18 protein-coding genes are annotated in these 15,496 nt (G+C 35.7%); 16 read left to right on the top strand and 2 right to left on the bottom strand.

The window, feature by feature from the left end; all coding sequences use genetic code 11:
- Positions 1–110: 110 nt before the first annotated feature.
- Entirely contained in the window at positions 111–1,829 is a 1,719-nt protein-coding gene (locus ACLTBU_RS01375; RefSeq protein ID WP_412217149.1) for an ABC transporter ATP-binding protein, read from the top strand.
- Between the two features lie 131 nt (positions 1,830–1,960).
- Complete coding sequence (locus ACLTBU_RS01370; protein ID WP_177669553.1) at positions 1,961–2,542, top strand: helix-turn-helix domain-containing protein; 582 nt, start codon at positions 1,961–1,963, stop codon at positions 2,540–2,542.
- Between the two features lie 60 nt (positions 2,543–2,602).
- On the opposite strand, the gene ACLTBU_RS01365 is transcribed toward ACLTBU_RS01370, so the two are convergent.
- Positions 2,603–3,319 (bottom strand): lysophospholipid acyltransferase family protein, encoded by a 717-nt coding sequence (locus ACLTBU_RS01365; RefSeq protein WP_177669555.1) that lies wholly within the window; start codon positions 3,317–3,319, stop codon positions 2,603–2,605.
- Between the two features lie 161 nt (positions 3,320–3,480).
- On the opposite strand from ACLTBU_RS01365, the gene ACLTBU_RS01360 reads away from it, so the two are divergent.
- The 5 genes from ACLTBU_RS01360 (at position 3,481) to ACLTBU_RS01340 (ending at position 7,495) form a co-directional block, all read left to right on the top strand.
- On the top strand, positions 3,481–3,756 hold the full coding sequence (locus ACLTBU_RS01360; RefSeq protein ID WP_249332419.1) for a hypothetical protein: 276 nt from the start codon (positions 3,481–3,483) through the stop codon (positions 3,754–3,756).
- Positions 3,757–3,767: 11 nt separating this feature from the next.
- Positions 3,768–4,355, top strand: coding sequence for a class I SAM-dependent methyltransferase (locus ACLTBU_RS01355; protein ID WP_337530055.1), 588 nt, complete (start codon positions 3,768–3,770; stop codon positions 4,353–4,355).
- Positions 4,348–5,211, top strand: coding sequence for a class I SAM-dependent methyltransferase (locus tag ACLTBU_RS01350; protein WP_412217146.1), 864 nt, complete (start codon positions 4,348–4,350; stop codon positions 5,209–5,211). The genes ACLTBU_RS01355 and ACLTBU_RS01350 overlap by 8 nt, the downstream gene beginning before the upstream one ends.
- A 3-nt stretch (positions 5,212–5,214) precedes the next feature.
- On the top strand, positions 5,215–6,432 hold the full coding sequence (locus ACLTBU_RS01345; protein WP_177669563.1) for a radical SAM/SPASM domain-containing protein: 1,218 nt from the start codon (positions 5,215–5,217) through the stop codon (positions 6,430–6,432).
- A 283-nt stretch (positions 6,433–6,715) separates the two neighbouring features.
- On the top strand, positions 6,716–7,495 hold the full coding sequence (locus ACLTBU_RS01340; protein ID WP_177669565.1) for a flavin reductase family protein: 780 nt from the start codon (positions 6,716–6,718) through the stop codon (positions 7,493–7,495).
- 3 nt (positions 7,496–7,498) lie between these two features.
- On the opposite strand, the gene ACLTBU_RS01335 is transcribed toward ACLTBU_RS01340, so the two are convergent.
- Complete coding sequence (locus ACLTBU_RS01335) at positions 7,499–8,152, bottom strand: DUF4397 domain-containing protein (protein ID WP_337530063.1); 654 nt, start codon at positions 8,150–8,152, stop codon at positions 7,499–7,501.
- 215 nt (positions 8,153–8,367) lie between these two features.
- Between ACLTBU_RS01335 and ACLTBU_RS01330 the strand changes: the two genes are divergently transcribed.
- From ACLTBU_RS01330 to nuoF, 9 genes are all read left to right on the top strand, one after another.
- Positions 8,368–9,489: a helix-turn-helix domain-containing protein gene (locus ACLTBU_RS01330; protein WP_337530066.1), complete on the top strand. Its 1,122-nt coding sequence runs from the start codon at positions 8,368–8,370 to the stop codon at positions 9,487–9,489.
- 20 nt (positions 9,490–9,509) lie between these two features.
- Positions 9,510–9,860 carry a DRTGG domain-containing protein gene (locus ACLTBU_RS01325; RefSeq protein ID WP_412217341.1) on the top strand — a complete coding sequence of 117 codons (351 nt, stop codon included), beginning with the start codon at positions 9,510–9,512 and terminating at the stop codon, positions 9,858–9,860.
- Position 9,861: 1 nt separating this feature from the next.
- On the top strand, positions 9,862–10,275 hold the full coding sequence (locus ACLTBU_RS01320; protein ID WP_177669570.1) for an ATP-binding protein: 414 nt from the start codon (positions 9,862–9,864) through the stop codon (positions 10,273–10,275).
- Positions 10,276–10,292: 17 nt separating this feature from the next.
- Positions 10,293–11,594, top strand: coding sequence for a [Fe-Fe] hydrogenase large subunit C-terminal domain-containing protein (locus ACLTBU_RS01315; protein WP_177669572.1), 1,302 nt, complete (start codon positions 10,293–10,295; stop codon positions 11,592–11,594).
- 10 nt (positions 11,595–11,604) lie between these two features.
- Positions 11,605–11,952, top strand: coding sequence for a DRTGG domain-containing protein (locus ACLTBU_RS01310; protein ID WP_177669574.1), 348 nt, complete (start codon positions 11,605–11,607; stop codon positions 11,950–11,952).
- Complete coding sequence (locus ACLTBU_RS01305; protein WP_177669576.1) at positions 11,949–12,650, top strand: PHP domain-containing protein; 702 nt, start codon at positions 11,949–11,951, stop codon at positions 12,648–12,650. Before ACLTBU_RS01310 ends, ACLTBU_RS01305 begins: the two co-directional genes overlap by 4 nt.
- Before the next feature lie 124 nt (positions 12,651–12,774).
- Complete coding sequence (locus ACLTBU_RS01300; protein ID WP_177669578.1) at positions 12,775–13,269, top strand: complex I 24 kDa subunit family protein; 495 nt, start codon at positions 12,775–12,777, stop codon at positions 13,267–13,269.
- A gap of 17 nt (positions 13,270–13,286) precedes the next feature.
- Positions 13,287–13,685, top strand: a complete 399-nt coding sequence (locus tag ACLTBU_RS01295) for a (2Fe-2S) ferredoxin domain-containing protein (RefSeq protein ID WP_249332424.1) — start codon at positions 13,287–13,289, stop codon at positions 13,683–13,685.
- Positions 13,686–13,705: 20 nt separating this feature from the next.
- Positions 13,706–15,493 carry an NADH-quinone oxidoreductase subunit NuoF gene (gene nuoF, locus ACLTBU_RS01290; protein WP_249332425.1) on the top strand — a complete coding sequence of 596 codons (1,788 nt, stop codon included), beginning with the start codon at positions 13,706–13,708 and terminating at the stop codon, positions 15,491–15,493.
- Positions 15,494–15,496 lie beyond the last annotated feature (3 nt).

Here is a 15,496-nt window from a genome sequence, read left to right as displayed (position 1 = left end):
ACGAATGAATATAAAATAAAGTTCCTTAACGGATAAAAATGTTTTATAAGTTAGGAGCCTATGCTACAATAGATAAGAATGATTAAAAAACTTGAAAGGATGATAGTATAATGTTTAAGAGATTTGTAAGCTATTATAAGCCATATAAAAAGCTCTTTTTCTTAGATTTACTCGTGGCTTTTTTATTTGCAGTATGTGACCTTGTCTACCCCATGATGACAAGAGAATTACTTAATAATAGTATACCAAACAAAGAATTCCGTATGATAGGGGTCTTTGCAATAAGTCTTCTTGTGATTTATGGTATTAAATATGCATGTAGCTTCTTTATGCAATACTGGGGACATGTTGTAGGGGTACGTATGCAGGCAGATATGAGAAGAGATATTTTCACACATTTGCAGAAGTTACCTTGCACCTTCTTTGATAATACAAAGACAGGAGATGTCATGTCTCGTATCATTAATGACTTAATGGACATTTCAGAACTTGCTCACCATGGTCCTGAGGATTTATTTATCTCAGCTGTTATGTTAGTGGGTTCCTTCATTATTTTATTAAATATTAATGTATCTTTAACCTTACTTATTTTTGCTTTTATCCCACTTACTTTCTGGTTTACATGGAAGAAGAAAGATAAAATGGGAAGAGCTTTTACAGCAAGCCGTGTAGAAACAGGGAAAGTTAATGCTATTTTAGAAAATAGTATTGCAGGTATGCGTGTTTCTAAAAGTTTCTGTAGCAAGGATACAGAGCTTGAGAAATTCCAAAAAGGAAATAATGCCTTTAAGAATGAAAGAGAAAAAGCCTACAAAGTAATGGCAGAGTACTTCTCAGGTTCTACTTTATGTATTGATATTTTAGACTTTGTATGTATGATTGGTGGAGGGCTTTTTGCTATTAATGGCACCATTACCTTTGGTGATTTTATGGCTTATATGCTTTATATTAAAATGTTTACACAACCTATTAAAAAACTTGTCAACTTTATGGAGCAGTACCAAAGTGGTATGACAGGTTTCAAACGTTTTACAGAGCTTATGGATGAAATAGAAGAAGCAGATAGAGCGAATGCTATTAATTTAGAAAAGGTAGATGGGGAAATTACCTTTAAAGAAGTTTCTTTCAAATATGAAGATGAATATGTTTTAGATAAAATCAATTTAACCATTCCAAAAGGTAAGATGGTTGCACTTGTAGGCCCATCAGGTGGGGGTAAAACAACCTTCTGTAATCTTATTCCAAGATTTTATGAAATTGATGGAGGGGATATCCAAATTGATGGACGCAGCATCTATGATATTAAGTTAGAGAGCCTTCGTTCTCACATTGGTATTGTGTCCCAGGAAGTATTCCTCTTTACAGGAACCATTAAAGAAAATATCCTTTATGGGAATCCACAAGCTACAGAAGATGAGGTTATTGATGCAGCGAAGAAAGCTAATATTCACGACTTTATTTTAAGCCTTCCAAACGGTTATGAAACTTTCATTGGAGAAAGAGGCGTAAAACTTTCGGGAGGACAGAAACAGCGTTTATCTATTGCGCGTGTATTTCTTAAAAATCCTTCTATTCTTATCCTTGATGAAGCCACATCGGCGCTGGATAATGCAACAGAGTTTATGATTAAGAAAGCTATTGATGAAGTATGTAAAGGACGTACAACAATTGTTGTTGCTCATAGGCTTTCTACAATCCGTAATGCAGATGAGATTATTGTACTTGGAAAAGAAGGTATAAAAGAATCAGGAAGCCATGAAGAGCTCCTTGCTGAAGAAGGTATTTACAAAATGCTTTATGAGGCTCAGTTTGAAGGTTTAGTAAGTTAATAAATAATAAAGGAGAAATAGCTGCATGCTAAAAACATGCAGCTATTTCTATTAAAAGAAGGGTGAACTCTACGGAGCGTTTGTTGTAGGTTTAAGATAAAAACAGTATGATAACAAAGGAGGTGAGCAGGATGGATTGCACTAAAGTAGGCAAGCTCATTGCAAGTTTAAGAAAAGAAAAGCATATGACACAAAAGGCATTAGCAGAGGCTATGCATCTGAGCGATAGAACCATTTCAAAATGGGAGAGAGGGCTTGGCTGTCCTGACGTAACACTTTTACGTAGCCTTTCTGAGCTTTTAGGTGTCAATGTAGAGCAGATTTTAGCAGGTGATTTATCACCTAATGAAAAGGATGGAGGCAATATGAAAAAAATAAAATTTTATGCATGTCCACAGTGTGGGAATGTTGTATGGAGTACAGGTGAAGCAGAACTATCTTGCTGTGGTAGAAAGCTTGCAGCCCTAGAAGTACAGAAAGCGGATGAAGGGCATGAGGTAGAGATTGAAGAAGTGGAAGATGATTATTATATTACAATAAATCATGAAATGACTAAAGCACACTTTATTTCATTTATAGCTTATGTAAGATATGATCGTGTACTTATTGTAAAACTTTACCCAGAACAAAACGCAGAAGTACGTTTTCCTAAAATGAGTAAAGGTAACATTTATGCGTATTGTACACAACACGGACTTATTAAACTTAAATAAAAAAGCACTAGGCAAGTAAAAGATTGCCTAGTGCTTTTTGCATTATAAAAGTACTTCTTATTAAGAAAGTTTAGAAGCAATAATGTTTTTAACACGTTCTGGAAGTTCGATTTGTTCTTCCTTAGTTAAGTTAGCGGTTTCAACGGGTGGGTGAATATAAACATTGACAGTAGCAGGTTTAACCTTTCCGCCTTGAGCTTCCATGAGTTTATAAGTACCATCCATTGTTACTGGAATGATAGGTGCTTTAGATTTTGTAGCAAGTTTAAAACTTCCTGCCTTAAATTCACCAAGGGGACCGCCTTTACTACGTGTACCTTCTGGGAAAATAACAAGAGAGTGGCCTTCCTTAATGATTTTAATACCTTCTACAATAGCCATTGCAGCTCCTTTTAAGGAAGAGCGGTCCATAAAGACGCAGTGGATAAGACGCATCCAAGTACGTACGATAGGAAGTTTATCAATTTCAACTTTAGATACATAACCTTTTGGTTTATCAATATAGCTCATGAAAAGGGCAATATCAAAATTGCCTTGATGGTTGCTCATAAAAACAACGGCTTTATCTTTTGGAATATTTTCTAAGCCATGTACATGTACAGTTGCACCACTGTTCTTAACTTGGGCCATTGCCCATTTAGAGGTCACTTTATTAATGTATTTTTCCGCTTCCTCAGTTTGTCCTTGTTTAAGAAGAGATTTAGCTTTATAAAGTGCAGGTAAAGTAAATACTAAGCTAATAGCAAAATAACCATACCAATAAATCGTTCTAAACATATAAAACCTCCTATTATGATTGCCTGTATAGCATTTCTTCCTATATTATAGCAAAAAACTAGGTTAGAATACAGGATTATTTGCAAAGGTATAGATGCAGAATAGTTTAAAATATTATGGTATAATAGGCTTAATTGAGAAGGTAAGAAAGGGGAAAGGATATGTTACTTATTTTAATAGGTGTGATTATAGGTTTTTATGTATTGTATCTTATACTTATGACAGTGGTGGAGCACTCAGGAATAGTAGAAGAATTACAAGAAATTAAAGTTTTGCTTAAAGAGATAAGGGATGAGATTTGCACAGAGCATGTGAATGAAGAAATAAAAGAAGAAGTGCTTAGCATGGAGCAATGCCCTGCTTGTGGTATAACTTTAGCAGAAACGGATGAGGCATGCCCAAGTTGCGGACTTAGTTTGAATAACGAAGAAGAATAGAGGAGAAGTAAGTGGCTTATTTATTTAAATACTATGCTAGAATTTACGATAGATTTATGCGCAGGTTTAAATTAGATACAAATGAAGTACTTTTAGAAAGTCTAGGAGAGCTTAAAGGTAAGCGTATCTTAGACTTAGGTGGAGGAACTGGTACCTTGGCAGATAAGTTGCAGCACATGGGTGGGGATGTCACACTCATAGATCCTCAGAAGGAAATGACAGCTATTGCTAAAGAGAAAAATGCCTATCTTACCATTTATAATGAAACACTCGAGGAAGTATTGCAACATAATAAAGTAGCACCTTTTGATATAGTTGTCATACGAGATGCTTTGCATCATATAAGTAATCAGCAGGAAATTATAAGACAGGTTGCCTTATGCCTAACTGAAGAAGGAATACTTGTGATTAGTGAATTTAATATTCGTCATATAAAAGCTATGTGTATTTGGTGCTTTGAAACTTTATGCTTTGAACGGTGCCATATGTTTACAATGGAAAGTTTACTTAACTTATGTAGCCCTTATTTTAAAAATCAGGAGATTAGACCTATAAGCGCTTTTGAGATGCTTTATAAAGGAGAAAAGAAGAATGTTTAAGCATATACAATTACTGTCTAGACTTGTAGGGCTTTGTCTAACACATCAAATGGTGACAAAGGAATGTATTGGACAGACCTATAGTGAGGTAAGTAGTACGTATGAAGATTATTTTTTAAAAACAATGCATACTTATAATGACCTTGTATTAAAAGGGTTATTAAAAGAAGAGCCTCCTTTGGATTTACGTGTGCTTGACCTAGCATGTGGAACAGGCTATAACAGTGTGTATCTTCAAAAGTACTATGAAAAAGCTCAATTTAAACTTGTAGATATTTCAGAAGGGATGCTTGAGCAGGCAAAGAAGAAAGGGCTTAAAAATGCAACCTATACACAGCAGGATATGCTCAGTTTTTTAGCTAGGGAAAAAGATGCTAGCTTTGATAGAATCATATGCTGCTGGGCAATTAAATATCAATCCCCTCAAAAGATTATCAAAGAAGTTTATAGAGTCTTAAAGCCAGGTGGTCTATTTGGTGTTATTGTGAACACAAAGGAGACCTTGCCAGAAATACGTAGCATTTATCCAAAGCTCCTTTTAAAGGAACACAAAGCCATTCAAAAGGTTATGTTAGAACTTCCTAATCCAGTCAATAAAAGAACTTTCGATAGTTGGTTTGAGAAGATGGGGTTCAACGTTTTAGAAGGTGAAGAAGGTAAACATATTTTTACATTTGAGGAGGAAAGTCTATTAATAGACTGGGTCACCCATACAGGGGCGCTAGCAGGTTTTGATACTATGATTGATTTAAAGAATAAAAGTGTGCAGAGGGAAATGTGTAAACTATTTGCTGAAAAAGGGATTAAACAGGTAACGCATACTTTTGTATGGGGCATCTTTAAAAAGGAGGAGTAGAATATGGATAGACAAGTAATAGGTAAGATTCTACCTATGTGTTTAGATAGAATGGCGATAAAGAACTTTTACACTTTACATAGACGTTTTAAAGAAAATAAAGCATATAAACTGCGTTATCTTATAGACTGTTCATGTAATGTGATTAAGCATGAAAGAATTGTAAAGCATGACGGGTACTATATCATCAATGCATTTTTACCTCCAGTAAATAGTAGAGCTTTTGAACAAATTGCTAGGAGTGTACCAGGAGAAGGGGCAGAGTTTTATACAAGCCATGTATCAGGTAAAAGATTAGCACCTATTTCTACTTATGTTGCAGTTACCGGAAAGTGTATGTATCATTGTTGGCATTGTAGTGCAAGTAAGATGATGCAAGAAGGAGAAGAGGACTTAGATACACGTAAGATAATCCAAATTGTAAAGAGTCTACAGGATTTAGGTGTAGGTATTATTGGATTTACAGGGGGAGAACCTCTTATAAGAAAGGACTTAGAGAAGATTATACAAGCTATAGATAATAGAAGTATGACTTTAGTCTTTTCAAATGGCTATGGGCTAACATTAGAGCGTGCCAAGGCCTTAAAGGCAGCGGGACTCTTTGGCATTGCTATAAGTTTTGATAGCACTAAAGCTGAGGTACATGATGTAAAGCGTGGTTATAAAGGGGCTTATGAGATTGCTTTAAAAGCTATTAGACATGCTAAAGCAGCAGGACTTTATACTATGGGGCAGGTTGTTTGTACGAAGGAGATGCTTAGAACGAAAGAGATTCATGATATAGCCAAATTCTTAAAGCAAGAAGGTATACATGAATTAAGAATAGTAGAGCCTATTCCTTGTGGACTGCTAGAAGAGGCTAAAGATGAAATGCTAACAGAAAAGGAAAAGAGAGAGCTTATTCAGCTACACATTACATTTAACGAGGACCCGTCTTATCCTAAGACTTCTGTATTTCCTTATGTAGAATCTGAAGATCAATATGGCTGTGGAGCAGGTGTACAGCATAGCTATATTGATCAAGTAGGTGATTTTAGATCTTGTGATTTTATTTATAAAAGTTACGGTAATGTTTTGGAAGAGCCTATTGGTCAAATTTGGGAGCGCATGCATAAGGCTTGTGGTGGACCTAAATGTATGTGTTGTGCTAAGCATAAGTGTAGTAACAGCCAAAGTGAAAAAATCCCTAAATACTATAGATTATTAGGTGGGAAAGCATAATTGAACATAAAAATTCTAAGGAAACACTTTTAGAGGAAAAGAGCAGTATTGAGCAAATTACAAGTGGTAAGGAAAAGTATGAAAGCTTATTTTAAGATATTGATGAATCTCAAAAGTCTATTTACATTTAGTATTAGGGCATACATAATGACCTGGTAGGGCAGCCTTAAAGTATAAAAATATTTCTCCAAATACTATTCAAATACTTGAAAAACTGTGCTATTCCTTATATGCTTAAATAAGCATTGTAAAGCCAAGACTAACATCAAGGAGGCATACATTAATGGCAAAACAAAAATGGAAAGCGGGCAATATGGTTTATCCACTGCCAGCAATTATGGTAAGCTGTGGAAGTGAAGATAAGCCTAATATTGTAACAGTTGCATGGACAGGAACTATTTGTACCAATCCACCTATGACTTATATTTCTTTAAGACCCTCTAGATATTCCTATGATCTTATTAAAGAAAGTGGCTATTTTGTAATCAACCTGACAACAAGAGCACTTGTTAAAGCTACAGATTTCTGTGGTGTAAGATCAGGAAGGGATGTAGATAAATTTAAAGAAATGAATCTTACAGCAAGTTGTGACAATGTAGCTGGTGTTCCTATGATTGAAGAAAGCCCAGTTAATATTGTTTGTAAGCTTAAAGAAATTAAACCATTAGGGTCCCATGACTTATTCATTGCAGATGTATTAGAAGTCTATGTGGATGACCAATATATGGATGAAAAAGGTAAGTTCCATTTAAATCAGACAGATTTGATTGCTTATTCTCATGGTACCTACCTTACATTAGGAGAAGAACTTGGCACTTTTGGCTATTCGGTTAAGAAAACAAAACCAGTAAAAAGTAAACAAGAGGTGCAGCGTACTAACAAGAGTTCTATTAGTGAGAAGAGTAAAAAACAACCTAGAAGAGGAACTGCAGCAGAGAAAAAACAATCAGAGAAAAATACTAAAAAGTTTGCTTCAAAAAAGACATCAAAAGGTAACAGTACTTTTTCAAAAAGCAAAAAGTCGGTAGTAAACAAAAAGCAAGAACCACGTAGGAAAAAATAATTCCTAGGTGGTTCTTTTTTGTATCTTTTCAATGGGTAGATAGGAAAAACCATCAATACTTAAAACGGGTTTATATGGGAAAGTCTTAGTGCCATCACCTACTAGATAAATAGAATACAGCCTACCGGGCTTAAGCTTTTTAGAAGAGAGTGTGGTAAGTTCATTTTCCTCACTTGTTTCTTTAATGATGAAGGTATAAGGGGCTGGTTCTTTAACAAGATAGGAAGAAGCCTGGCCATAGCGAATGTTACGAATGGGAAGTGGCTCTTCAGGAAGATTTAAAGAAGTAGCACCATCAAAGCGTGCAAAATGGTTAAGACGTACAGCAAGTCTAGGTGGTTCTAAAAGCTTTTGCGGTTCTTCTAAACAGAAAATATGATAAGTTTCAGGGTCTTTATACTTACAAGCTAAGACACCTGTATAAATCTGAAAACGTTGCAAGTTTATTTTCTTTTCATAGAGCACATCTTCCTTATGATGCTGTGTTAATTTTAAGATATGCTTTCCAGATGGAATAGGATAGTATTTAGTAAAGTCTTCATATAGGAAATAACTATACATGAGTTGATTATCTAAATAAAGGTCAAAGGCTATAGATGAAGTGAAAGCGTTAAAAAGACGTATATAACAAAGGGATGTATCCTTTTTTGTGGGCATTTTGAAACCTCCTCATAAAATTGAAGCTTAATAATATATATGAAGAAGAATAGAGAGAGATAACCTTATTGAAAAGTATAACTTTTCTGTAAATTATAAAATATAATTTATTAAATAAGTAACATAACAATATAATAGTCTACAAATTGTTTGTTTAATGTGTTAAAATAGAAACAAATCAAATAAATTAGAATTCTTATTAGGCAGGTGAATTAATGAACAAATCTAAGCTCATACACTTACTTAATGAAGATGAAGGTTTTAAATTAGATTTTAAGCTTAAATTGGCTTTAGAATTAGACTCTGATAAGAAAGAGTTCGTAAAAGATGTTATTGCTATTGCGAATACAGAAGGTGGGAGAGGGTATATCATCTACGGTATTGAAGATAAGACGAAGCGATTAGTAGGACTAAAGGATATACCTATAGATATAGAAGAGCGTATTCAACAAGTCATTGCTTATAGAAGTGTACCACCTGTTCCGGTAAGTTTTGAAATACTAGAAATAAAGCAAAAGAAGATAGGTATACTTACTATTTTTAAAAGCAGGCAGGTGCCACATCAGATGCGTCAAAACGGAGCATTTTATGTGAGAAGAGGTTCTACAACAGATACAGCAACAAGGCATGAATTAGCTCAGATGCTCCAAGAGCAGGGAATTATAAGTTTTGAGCAGGTACCTTGTAGGGCTGCGACTTTAAAGGATTTAAATTTTGAACTTATAGAGTGTTATTTAAAACATTTTAATCTATATGAAACCAATCAAATGCAGATGCTTAAAGTGCTAGGTATTATAAGTGATAAAGAAGAAGGAATACTAACATGCCCTACTTATGGCGGTTTACTTCTTTTTGGTAAGCTTCCACAGCTTTTTATGCCTAATGCATTGATAGAGGTAACTTATGAAAAAGAAAACTTTGGTATTATGGGCAATATAATAGAGATGTTCAAAGACTTTAATGAACGTATTAAGCCACTTTTGCCAAGCAGTTATCCTTATGAAGCTTTATCAGAAGTACTTGCAAATGCCATTATTCATAGAGATTATTGGAACCCTTACTATTATACTAAGGTGGAAATTGGCTTAGATAAAATTTCTGTTATGAATCCAAGACAGTATTATTATGAAAAGTTTAATCAGCTTAGTATCCATACGAATCCATGGCTTTACTCTAGACTTTTATTATTTGAACAAAAAGATAATACACTTCACTTTGGAATAGGACTTAAAAAGGTACAGAAAATCTTTGAAGAAACCGGATGTGGAGAAATTGAAACAAGTTTTCAGGAAGGCTTTTTTACTGTGAAATTACCAGGCATAGCCTATTACAGCTGATAATGAGGGAGGAATCAATGATGAAAATAAGGGAAATTAAAGAAATATTAGGTGCAACCATATGGGTAGGAGAAGAATATCTAGATCAATGCTTACATGCTGCGTGCGGATGTGACTTGATGAGTGATGTACTCGCGTTTGCTAAAGAAAAGGTGTTACTTCTTACAGGGCTTATTAACCCTCAGGTTATTCGTACGGCTGAAATGCTGGATATTAGAGCTATTGTATTTGTAAGAGGAAAATCCCCAACAGAGGAAATGATAGAACTTGCAAGGCAAAAACATATTACACTTTTGTCAACTAATGAACCACTTTATATAGCTTGTGGCAAACTTTATGAAAAAGGATTAGGTGGTGGAGGCGAGGAATAGAATGAAGCTACACTTTGAAGTGGATGGGAATGATTTTTTACTTGCAGGAGATGCATCGGGAAAGGTTAAAAATGTACTCAAAAAATTAGGAATAGAAAGTAGCATCATTCGTAAGATTGCTATTGCCATGTATGAAGCAGAGATGAATATGGTCATTCATGCTAATGGAGGAAGGGTAGATGTAGATATTTTGCCGGAACAGATACAAGTTGTACTGCAAGATACAGGACCGGGCATTCCAGATATTGATTTAGCTATGAAGGAAGGTTATTCTACAGCTTCTCATGAAATACGTGAGCTTGGATTTGGTGCAGGAATGGGACTACCCAATATGAAGAAATACAGTGATAACCTTCATATTACATCAGAAGTAGGTAAAGGAACTAAAGTAGAAATCATAATACTTTTAAAGTAGAAATTAGGTGAAAAGAGATGTATAGCCATTCTGTAACACTAGATAGCAGTAAGTGTAGAGGTTGTACGGACTGTATTAAAAGATGTCCGACAGAAGCTATTCGTGTACGTGATTCAAAAGCTAAAATTATTAATGACCGTTGTATTGACTGTGGTAACTGTATTGCTGTATGTAACAACGGTGCTAAGAAAGCAGTTATGGATAGCATAGGAATGATTAAGGCTTATCCTTACCGTATCGCTTTAACTGCTCCTAGTTTCTATGCTCAGTTCTCTAAAGGAGAAAGTATAGAAAATATTATTGCGGCTTTATATACCATTGGGTTTACAGACGTATTTGAAGTGAGTCAGGCTGCACAGATTATTACAAAGCATACACAAGAGTATATGAAATCAGATAGAGAATATCCAGTCATCTCTTCAGCCTGTCCAGTTATTATGAGACTTATTCAAAGAAGATTCCCGGCACTTATTCACCATGTCCTACCCATTATGTCGCCTATGGAGCTTGCTGCGCGCTATGTAAAAGAAACTTATGCTAGAGCGGGTATAGATGTAAGTCAGGTAGGCGTATTCTTTATTTCACCATGCCCTGCTAAGGCAACAGATATTCATAAGCCTAAAGGCTTTGAAAAATCTTATGTAGATGGTGCATTCTCTATGCAGGAGATTTATCTAAAAGTAATCCATACTATGGAAGGAACCTATTTAAAAGAAAAGAAGAGAGTACCTTCACCAGATGGCATTCTCTGGGCAACACGTAATGGAGGCGTTTCTAATAATGAAATAGATAATCATATTGCTGTAGATGGCATAGAGAGAGTTATTGATATTCTAGAAAAAGTAGAAGATGGCACTTTGTCAAAGATTCATTATATAGAGGCACTTGCTTGTACAGGAGGATGTTTAGGAGGTGCCTTAACCATAGAGAATCCTTTTGTAAGTAGGCACACCCTTAAGAAATTAGTAGAGAAAGAGCGTAAGCTGTTAGGAGATAAGGCTATACAAGAAGATACTCTACTTGAGGAAATCCCCTACCTTTATAATATATCCGTTGACCCTAAACCTGTATTTTCATTAGATGAAGATTTAGAGACTGCTATAGAAATGATGGAACATATAGAAAGTTTATATAAGCAGCTTCCGCAAATTGACTGTGGATCATGTGGAGCCCCTACGTGTAGGTGCTTTGCAGAAGATGTGGTCAAGGGATGTGCAAATGTAGAGGATTGTATTTTTATGCTTAGAAAACGTATTAAGGAATTATCAGAATCTATGTTTGAACTTACAAAGAAAATTCTACCAACTACTAAGGGTTAGGAGGGGCGATATGACTGTAGGAGAATTAGTAAAGAAATATAATTTGAGTATATTAAGTGAAAGTGATGGTCTAAATCAAGAGATAACAGGTGGATATGTAGGGGATTTATTAAGTTTTGTAATGGCACATGCCAAGGAAAAAATGGTATGGATTACTATACAGGGACATATTAATACCATAGCGGTTGCAAGTTTGGTAGGAATAGGGGCTATTATCTTAGCTGAGGGGAGTGAGCCTACGGCTGATATGCTTGAAAAAGCACAGGAAAATGGTATTCCCGTTCTTACCTCTCCTTTAAGTAGCTTTGAGATCGCTTATAGGTTTGGGATGGACCAAACTTTAGGGGGGATAGGGTGAGAATTTCTTATGATTTTCACATTCATACCACGGCCTCACCTTGTGGGGATGAGGCCATGACCCTAAATAACATTATTAATTTATCCTATTTACTTGGTAAGCAAATTATCGCCATTACAGACCACCAAAGCTGTGGCAACTGTGAGGTTGCCGTAAAGCTAGGAAGACAGAAAGGCATTATAGTTATCCCAGGGATGGAAATAGAATGTATGGAAGAATTTCATGCTATTGCACTCTTCCCTTCGTTGGATGCTGCAAAATATATAGAAAAGGAAGTACAAGGGCATATGCCCTATATCAAAAATCAAACACATATATTTGGACACCAGTGGCTACTAGATGAAGAGGGAGAGGTTGCAGGAGAAATTGAAAGGATGCTTCTAGTAGCTACCAATCTATCTATTTATGACTTAGTACTCTTAATTAAACAGTGTGGGGGTATTCTTTATCCTGCTCATATAGACCGAAGTGCATATAGTATTCTATCGAATCTAGGAACAGTACCTGATGACTTAGATTTCAAAGTATTAGAGATCTCTAAGATGGGAAATCAGGAAGTTTTTGAGAGACAGTTTAACCGGTATAAACTACTTAGAAGTTCTGATGCGCATACATTAGAAGCGCTTTGTGAAAGTGAGCAATTCTTAGAATTAGAATACTTAAGTCAAACGCAACTGTTTGGTTTTCTGAAAAGTTAGGTAAAGTGTAAAAGTGATGATGATACTACAAAAGCGTAGTATTTTCATAAATAAGTTATTGAAGATATTGGCTACTTATTCAATAAGTTAGCCAAAAGTAATAAAAGTGTGAGGAGGATAGGCTATGTCATGTGAAAGTTGCAAAAATGAGCTTGCAAGAGAAATGTATGCAGAACTCGAAAAATTTATTGACGAATTACCAGAAAAAAGGGGCGCTTTAATTTCAGTACTTCATAGAGCACAATCTATTTTTGGGTACCTTCCGAAGGAGGTCCAAGCATTCGTTGGTGAAAAGTTAAATATTTCAACAGCACAAGTTTATGGTGTCGTAAGTTTTTATTCCTTTTTTACAATGGAGCCAAAGGGGAAATATCCTATTTCTGTGTGTCTAGGAACAGCTTGTTATGTAAGAGGTGCAGATAAAGTATTAGAGGCTTTTAAAAATGAGCTTGGCATTGATGTAGGGCAGACTACTTCAGATGGTAAGTTTTCGCTTGATGCATTAAGGTGTGTAGGTGCATGTGGCCTTGCGCCAGTTGTACTTATTGGAGATAAAGTATATGGACGCATTAACTCAGCTGAACAGGTTAAAGAGATTATTAAAGAGTACCAAGATTAATTCAGGAGGGGAAAGCTATGACTAAAATTATGTCACTTGATCAGCTTAAAACACTAAGAGACAATGTAAAAAATAAAGTTGATCTAAGAGTAAAAGGTGAAAATGTTGAAAATATGGTAGTCGTTCGTGTTGCAATGGCAACTTGTGGGATTGCTTCAGGAGCAAGAGAAGTGATGAACTATTTAGCAGAGCTTATAAGAGATGAAGACATCGAAAATGTAGTCATTACACAAAGTGGCTGTATGGGGTACTGTTATGCAGAGCCAACAATTGAAGTTACACTTCCAGGGAAAGAGCCAGTTGTCTATGGAAATGTAGATAAAGCCAAAGCAAAAGAAATTTTAGAGAAACATATTCTTGGCGGCGAAATGGCAGATGGTATTATACCAGCTATTCATAAATCCCTTGATGAGTAAAGAAAGAAGGTGGCCTAAAAATGTCTAAATATACAATGCACGTTCTAGTATGTGGTGGTACAGGATGTATTTCTTCAAGATCTAAGGAAATTGTAGAAAATCTTAATTTACATATTAAAGAAGTAGGTATGGAAGACAGTGTACAGATACTTACAACAGGATGTTTTGGTTTTTGTGAAAAAGGACCGATTGTTAAAATTCTTCCAGATAATACGTTCTATGTACAGGTAAAACCAGAAGATGTAGAAGAAATTGTAAAAGAACATATTGTAAAAGGTAGAAAAGTTGAAAGACTTCTCTATGTGAATCCAACAACAAGTGATAGTGTATCAGATTCCAAGCATATGGAATTCTATAAAAAACAAATGCGTGTAGCACTCCGTAACTGTGGTTTTATCGATCCAGAAAATATTGAGGAATATATTGCAAGAGATGGCTACGGGGCACTTGGTAAAGTTCTTTCTATGACTCAGCAAGAAGTTATTGATGAAATGAAGAAGTCAGGTTTACGTGGACGTGGGGGCGGTGGATTCCCTACAGGGCTTAAATGGGAGTTTGCTTATAAAAACAAGAGTGATCAGAAATACGTTGTATGTAATGCGGATGAAGGGGACCCGGGTGCTTTCATGGATCGTTCTATTCTAGAAGGGGATCCGCACTCTATTGTAGAGGCTATGGCTATTTGTGGTTACGCTATAGGGGCAAATCGTGGGCTCGTTTACATTCGTGCAGAATATCCACTTGCTGTTAAACGTCTTGAAACAGCGATTTTAGCTGCACGTGAGTATGGTTTACTAGGTCATGATATTTTGGGTACAGGTTTTGACTTCGATATTGAAATTAAGTTTGGTGCGGGTGCTTTTGTATGTGGAGAAGAAACAGCGCTTATCCACTCTATGGAAGGTATGCGTGGTGAGCCAACAACCAAACCACCATTCCCAGCAGAGAGTGGTTATTGGGGTAAGCCTACTAATGTAAATAACGTTGAAACTTTCGCTAATGTACCTGTTGTTTTTCTTAAGGGAGCAGATTGGTTTAGTAAGATTGGTACAGAAAAATCTAAGGGTACAAAAGTATTTGCTTTAGCAGGTAAAATTAACAATGTAGGGCTTATTGAAGTACCAATGGGAATCACTTTGAGAGAAGTTATTTATGATATTGGTGGCGGTATTAAAGATGGTAAGAAGTTTAAAGCTGTTCAAACTGGAGGACCATCTGGTGGCTGCTTGACAGAAAAAGACTTAGATACACCTATAGATTTTGATAACCTTATTGCAAAAGGGTCTATGATGGGTTCAGGTGGTATGATTGTTATGGATGAAACAGACTGTATGCCAGCTGTTGCTAAGTTCTATTTAGAATTTACTGAAGAAGAATCTTGTGGTAAATGCACACCTTGCCGCGTAGGTACAAAGCGTTTACTTGAAATCTTAGAGAAGATTATAGCTGGTAACGGTACGATGGAAGATTTAGAGACTTTAAAAGAACTGAGCCAGGTGATTAAAGATACAGCACTTTGTGGACTTGGCCAAACAGCACCAAACCCTATTTTATCTACACTTGAAGCGTTTGAAGATGAATACATTGCCCATGTAAGAGATCATAAATGCCCTGCGGGTAAATGTACGGCATTACTTCAGTACAACATAACAGATAAATGTATAGGTTGTACAGCGTGTGCAAGAATTTGTCCAGTAAATGCAATTTCAGGTAGTCCAAAACAACAACATACAATTGACCAAACTAAATGTATTAAGTGTGGTGCTTGTATGACTAAATGCCGTTTTGGGGCTATTGTAAGAGAATAGGGG

Origin of the sequence: Zhenhengia sp. (assembly GCF_046966505.1) — a bacterium.
GTDB lineage: Bacteria > Bacillota > Clostridia > Lachnospirales > Cellulosilyticaceae > Zhenhengia > Zhenhengia yiwuensis.
This window is presented reverse-complemented; position numbering and strand designations above follow the sequence as displayed.

Bases quoted from the DNA above. Each gene is read 5' to 3' on its own strand.
- ACLTBU_RS01330 (WP_337530066.1), top strand. From the start codon at position 8,368: ATGAACAAATCTAAGCTCATACACTTACTTAATGAAGATGAAGGTTTT.
- ACLTBU_RS01320 (WP_177669570.1), top strand. From the start codon at position 9,862: ATGAAGCTACACTTTGAAGTGGATGGGAATGATTTTTTACTTGCAGGA.
- ACLTBU_RS01340 (WP_177669565.1), top strand. From the start codon at position 6,716: ATGGCAAAACAAAAATGGAAAGCGGGCAATATGGTTTATCCACTGCCA.
- ACLTBU_RS01335 (WP_337530063.1), bottom strand. From the start codon at position 8,152: ATGCCCACAAAAAAGGATACATCCCTTTGTTATATACGTCTTTTTAAC.
- ACLTBU_RS01310 (WP_177669574.1), top strand. From the start codon at position 11,605: ATGACTGTAGGAGAATTAGTAAAGAAATATAATTTGAGTATATTAAGT.
- ACLTBU_RS01325 (WP_412217341.1), top strand. From the start codon at position 9,510: ATGAAAATAAGGGAAATTAAAGAAATATTAGGTGCAACCATATGGGTA.
- ACLTBU_RS01345 (WP_177669563.1), top strand. From the start codon at position 5,215: ATGGATAGACAAGTAATAGGTAAGATTCTACCTATGTGTTTAGATAGA.
- ACLTBU_RS01350 (WP_412217146.1), top strand. From the start codon at position 4,348: ATGTTTAAGCATATACAATTACTGTCTAGACTTGTAGGGCTTTGTCTA.
- ACLTBU_RS01370 (WP_177669553.1), top strand. From the start codon at position 1,961: ATGGATTGCACTAAAGTAGGCAAGCTCATTGCAAGTTTAAGAAAAGAA.
- ACLTBU_RS01375 (WP_412217149.1), top strand. From the start codon at position 111: ATGTTTAAGAGATTTGTAAGCTATTATAAGCCATATAAAAAGCTCTTT.
- nuoF (WP_249332425.1), top strand. From the start codon at position 13,706: ATGTCTAAATATACAATGCACGTTCTAGTATGTGGTGGTACAGGATGT.
- ACLTBU_RS01360 (WP_249332419.1), top strand. From the start codon at position 3,481: ATGTTACTTATTTTAATAGGTGTGATTATAGGTTTTTATGTATTGTAT.
- ACLTBU_RS01365 (WP_177669555.1), bottom strand. From the start codon at position 3,319: ATGTTTAGAACGATTTATTGGTATGGTTATTTTGCTATTAGCTTAGTA.
- ACLTBU_RS01300 (WP_177669578.1), top strand. From the start codon at position 12,775: ATGTCATGTGAAAGTTGCAAAAATGAGCTTGCAAGAGAAATGTATGCA.
- ACLTBU_RS01295 (WP_249332424.1), top strand. From the start codon at position 13,287: ATGACTAAAATTATGTCACTTGATCAGCTTAAAACACTAAGAGACAAT.
- ACLTBU_RS01315 (WP_177669572.1), top strand. From the start codon at position 10,293: ATGTATAGCCATTCTGTAACACTAGATAGCAGTAAGTGTAGAGGTTGT.